Annotated in this window: 4 protein-coding genes; all 4 read right to left on the reverse strand. The window is 74.8% G+C overall.

Annotation, left to right across the window (positions count from 1 at the left end; all coding sequences use genetic code 11):
• Window positions 1–130: 130 nt before the first annotated feature.
• Complete coding sequence (obgE, locus tag KVT14_RS19220) at window positions 131–1,642, reverse strand: GTPase ObgE (protein WP_217617132.1); 1,512 nt, start codon at window positions 1,640–1,642, stop codon at window positions 131–133.
• Between the two features lie 88 nt (window positions 1,643–1,730).
• A complete protein-coding gene (rpmA, locus tag KVT14_RS19225) occupies window positions 1,731–1,985 on the reverse strand; it encodes a 50S ribosomal protein L27 (protein ID WP_147796066.1) in 255 nt (84 codons plus the stop codon).
• A 63-nt stretch (window positions 1,986–2,048) separates the two neighbouring features.
• Window positions 2,049–2,357, reverse strand: a complete 309-nt coding sequence (gene rplU / locus KVT14_RS19230; protein ID WP_203670265.1) for a 50S ribosomal protein L21 — start codon at window positions 2,355–2,357, stop codon at window positions 2,049–2,051.
• A gap of 266 nt (window positions 2,358–2,623) precedes the next feature.
• Window positions 2,624–4,904, reverse strand: a 2,281-nt coding sequence (locus tag KVT14_RS19235) for an Rne/Rng family ribonuclease (protein WP_217617133.1), incomplete at its 5' end; no start/stop codon positions are given.

The following is a 4,904-nucleotide window of genomic DNA, read 5'->3' on the forward strand; positions in this document are numbered from 1 at the left end:
CCCGGCCGCCGCGCGCCCGGCGCCGGGGCCCGGGGGCCGGGTGGAAAGGGGGGGGACCGCCCTCCCCGCCCCGCGGGGGGGGGCGGGCCAGGACGCTCCACTCAAGGGATGAGTCGCGGGAGACCCGGGGTCAGTCCTCGCGCCAGAGGCCGGCCTCGCGCTCCGTCCACAGCTCCGCGCGCGCCTCCGCCTTGGCGTCCATGCGCTCCTTGTACTCCTGGCGCTTCTGCCCGCGGGTCGGCCGGCTCTGGTCCTCCAGCCGCGCGTCGGAGCCGCGGGGGCCGCCGAGCAGCTCGGACCCGGTCATCAGCGTCGGCTCCCAGTCGAAGACGACCGCGCTCGGACCGTCGCCGATGACCACCTCGGCGCCCGCGACGGCGCCGGCCTTGAGCAGCTTCTCCTCCACGCCGAGCCGCGCCAGCCGGTCGGCCAGGTAGCCCACGGCCTCGTCGTTCGCGAAGTCGGTCTGCCGGACCCAGCGCTCGGGCTTGCTGCCGCGGACCTGGAAGTACTCGTGGTCGCCGTCCTGCCGGCGCGCGACCGTGAACCCGGCCTCGTCGACCGCCTTGGGCCGCAGCACGACGCGGGTGGCCTCGGGGGCGGGCGCGTCGCGGCGGGCCTGCTCGACGACCTCGGCCAGCGCGAACGTCAGCGGGCGCAGACCCTCGTGGCTCGCGGTCGAGATCTCGAACACGCGGAGCCCGCGGGCCTCCAGGTCGGGGCGCACGAGGTCCGCGAGCTCGCGGGCCTCGGGGACGTCGATCTTGTTCAGCACGACCATGCGCGGACGCTCGGTCAGCGGCACCCGGCCGCCCTCGATGCCGATGTCGCCGGCGTACGCGGCGAGCTCGGCCTCGATGACGTCGAGGTCGGTGAGCGGGTCGCGGCCCGGCTCGAGCGTCGCGCAGTCGAGGACGTGCACGAGGACGGCGCACCGCTCGACGTGCCGCAGGAACTCCAGGCCGAGGCCCTTGCCCTCGCTCGCACCGGGGATCAGGCCCGGGACGTCGGCGACGGTGTACCGGGCGTCGCCGGCCTGCACGACGCCGAGGTTCGGGACCAGGGTCGTGAACGGGTAGTCGGCGATCTTCGGGCGCGCGGCGGACATCGCGGCGACCAGCGACGACTTGCCGGCGCTCGGGAAGCCCACGAGCGCGACGTCGGCGATCGTCTTGAGCTCGAGCACGACATCGCGGGCGTCGCCCGGCTCGCCGAGGAGCGCGAAGCCCGGGGCCTTGCGGCGCGGGGACGACAGCGCGGCGTTGCCGAGGCCGCCGTGGCCGCCCTCGGCGACCACGAACGTGGCGCCGGCGCCCACCAGGTCGGCCAGCACCTCGCCGTCGGCGGACTTCACGACGGTGCCGTCGGGCACGGGCAGGACCAGGTCCTGGCCCGTCGAGCCCTGGCGGTGGTCGCCCATGCCCTGGGTGCCGGACGGGGCGTGCCGGTGCGGCGCGTGGTGGTAGTCGAGCAGGGTCGTGACCTGCGGGTCGACGACCAGGATCACGCTGCCGCCGTTGCCGCCGTTGCCCCCGTCGGGGCCGGCGAGCGGCTTGAACTTCTCGCGGTGGATGGACGCGCAGCCGTGGCCGCCGTCCCCGCCGCTGGCGTGCAGGACGACTCGGTCGACGAACGCGGCCATGTGCGGGTGGTTCCTTCCTGGACGGACGGAGGGGCGCACCGCGTCGTGCGGTGCGCCCCTCCGGCCAGCGTGCTGGGGTGCGGCGGTGTCAGCCCGCCGTCACGATGTCGATGACCTTGCGGCCACGACGGGTGCCGAACTGCACCGCACCGGCGGCGAGCGCGAACAGGGTGTCGTCGCCGCCACGGCCGACGTTCACGCCGGGGTGGAAGTGCGTGCCGCGCTGGCGGACGATGATCTCGCCGGCGTTGACGACCTGGCCGCCGAAGCGCTTGACGCCGAGACGCTGGGCGTTGGAGTCACGACCGTTGCGCGAGGAGCTCGCGCCCTTCTTGTGTGCCATCTCAGGCCTGCTTTCCTGCGGTGCTGTCTACGGGAGGAGTCACGGGCCGGCAGGCCCGCGAGGTCACTTGATGCCGGTGACCTTGAGGCGGGTGAGCGCCTGACGGTGGCCCTGGCGGCGGCGGTAGCCGGTCTTGTTCTTGTACCGCAGGATGTCGATCTTCGGGCCCTTCTCGTCCCGGACGACCTCCGCGGTGACCTTGATCTTGGCGAGCGCCGCGGCGTCCGACGTCACGGCGGTGCCGTCGACGAGGAGGAGCGCGGGCAGCTCGACGGTCTCGCCGGCCGCGGCCGCGAGCCGGTCGACGACGACGACGTCGCCGACGGCGACCTTCTCCTGGCGGCCGCCGGCCTTCACGATCGCGTACACCACGTTGCTGCTCATCTCTGCTCGTCGAACTACAGGTTCAGGGGCGCCCCGCCCTGCTGCCGGTCCCGGCGCGCCACCGCGGTGGCCGCGGAGCTCGGGAGGTCGGCGCCGCTGGGGCGTCACGCACGAACGGTGCCTCTGCGCAGCGACCCGGGATCAACCGGGCTCACCATCAGAGCGCACCGACGTTCAAGGATACGCAGACCCTCCGAGAGGGTCAAACCGCCTCCCTGCGGCCCCGCGCGGTGGGCGCGGGGCCGCAGGAGCGGTCAGGACGCGTCGTCCTCGGGGTCGGACTCGGTGCCGGACAGCTCGAACAGGCCCGGGTCGACCGGGGTCAGCTCGAGGTGCGGCTCGCCGGCGGCCAGGGCCGCGGCGGGCTGCTCCGGGGACCGCACTGCGAGGTCGCCGAGCGCCGCGAGCACGTCGAGGGCGGGCTTCGCCTCGGCGGGCGCGTCCGCGGCGGCCTCGACCGGGGCCGGGGCCTCGGCGGGCGCCTCGGCCGGAGCCTGCGCGGCGGGGGCGGGCTGCTCCCCCGCGTCGCCGTGCGCCGCGTGCTCCTCGCCGTCGTGCGCGTGGGCGTGCGCCGCGGCCGCCGCGATGGTCGCGAGCGTGGCCTTGACCGCGTCCCGCGCCTCCGGCAGCACCGGGACGGCTGGCGTCGCGGCCGGCGCGGGCGCCTGCTCCTTGCTGCCGCCGCGCTTGCGACGCGCCTTCTTGGCCTCGCCGCCGCCCTCGGCCGGCTGCTGGGGCGCCCCCGCCTCCGGCTTGTGGTTGTGCTTCTCGACCGGCTCGGCGTGCACGATGAAGCCGCGGCCGTTGCAGTGCTCGCAGGTCTCGGAGAACGCCTCGACCAGGCCCTGGCCGACCCGCTTGCGGGTCATCTGCACCAGGCCGAGCGAGGTGACCTCGGCCACCTGGTGCTTGGTCCGGTCCCGGCCCAGGCACTCGACGAGGCGGCGCAGCACCAGGTCGCGGTTCGACTCGAGCACCATGTCGATGAAGTCGATGACGATGATGCCGCCGATGTCCCGGAGCCGGAGCTGGCGGACGATCTCCTCCGCGGCCTCCAGGTTGTTCCGGGTGACGGTCTCCTCGAGGGTGCCGCCCGCGCCGGTGAACTTGCCGGTGTTGACGTCGACCACCGTCATGGCCTCGGTGCGGTCGATGACCAGCGAGCCGCCCGACGGCAGCCAGACCTTGCGGTCCATGCCCTTGGCGAGCTGCTCGTCGACGCGGTGGTCCGCGAACACGTCGCCGGTGCCGGTGTACTTCGACACCTTCTCGGCCAGGTCCGGGGCCAGCTCGCCGATGTAGCCGGAGATCGTCGACCACGCCTCGTCGCCCTGGACGACCAGCGAGGAGAAGTCGTCGTTGAAGATGTCGCGGACCACGCGGATCGCCAGGTCCGGCTCGCCCTGGAGCAGCGCCGGCGCGTTGGCGGTCTTCGACTTCTTCTCGATCGCCTCCCACTGCGACTGCAGGCGGGCGATGTCGGCGCGCAGCTCCTCCTCGGACGCACCCTCCGCGGCCGTGCGCACGATGACGCCGGCCGAGTCGGGGACGACCTCGCGCAGGATCTTCTTCAGGCGGGCGCGCTCGGGCTCGGGCAGCTTGCGGCTGATGCCGGTCATGCCGCCGCCCGGCACGTACACGAGGTACCGGCCGGCCAGGGTGATCTGCGACGTCAGACGGGCGCCCTTGTGGCCGATCGGGTCCTTGGTGACCTGGACCAGCACGGAGTCGCCGGACTTGAGCGCCTGCTCGATGCGGCGCGGCTGACCGCCCTCGAGGCCCGCGGCGTCCCAGTTGACCTCGCCGGCGTACAGCACGGCGTTGCGGCCCTTGCCCACGTCGACGAACGCCGCCTCCATGCTCGGCAGCACGTTCTGCACGCGGCCGAGGTAGACGTTGCCGGCCATCGAGACCTGCGCCTGCCGGGACACGTAGTGCTCGACGAGCACGCCGTCCTCGAGCACGGCGATCTGGGTCTTGCCGTGCGCCTCGCGCACGACCATCGACCGCTCGACCGACTCGCGGCGAGCCAGGAACTCGGCCTCGGTGATGATCTGGCGGCGACGGCCCGCGTCGCGACCCTCGCGGCGACGCTGGCGCTTGGCCTCCAGGCGGGTCGACCCGCGCAGCGCGGTGACCTCGTCCCCGCCGCGCGACGACGACCGGCGCGACGACGGCTGCTGCTCACCCGCGTCGTCCCCGCCGCCGCGGCCCGACCGACGGCGGCGCCGACGACGACGGCTGCTGCCGCCCTGCTCGTCGCCCTCGCCCTGCTCGTCGGCCTCGTCCTCGCGGTCCTCGGCGTCCTCGGCCTGCTCGTCGCCCTCGTCGGACGGCTGCTCGGCGTCGTCCTCGCCCTGCTCGGCGTCGGAGCCCCCGCGCGAGCGGCGGCCGCGGCCACCCCGGCGTCGGCGGCGGCGCGGGGCGTTCTCGTCGCCCTCGTCCTCGGCGCGCTCCGCGGCGGCCTCCTCGGCCTCCTCGTCGGCCTCGTCCGCGGCGGCGGCCTCGACGGCGGCGGCGTCCTCCGCCTCGAGG

Origin of the sequence: Cellulomonas sp. GbtcB1 (assembly GCF_019091725.1) — a bacterium.
In the GTDB taxonomy this organism is placed as follows: Bacteria; Actinomycetota; Actinomycetes; order Actinomycetales; family Cellulomonadaceae; genus Cellulomonas.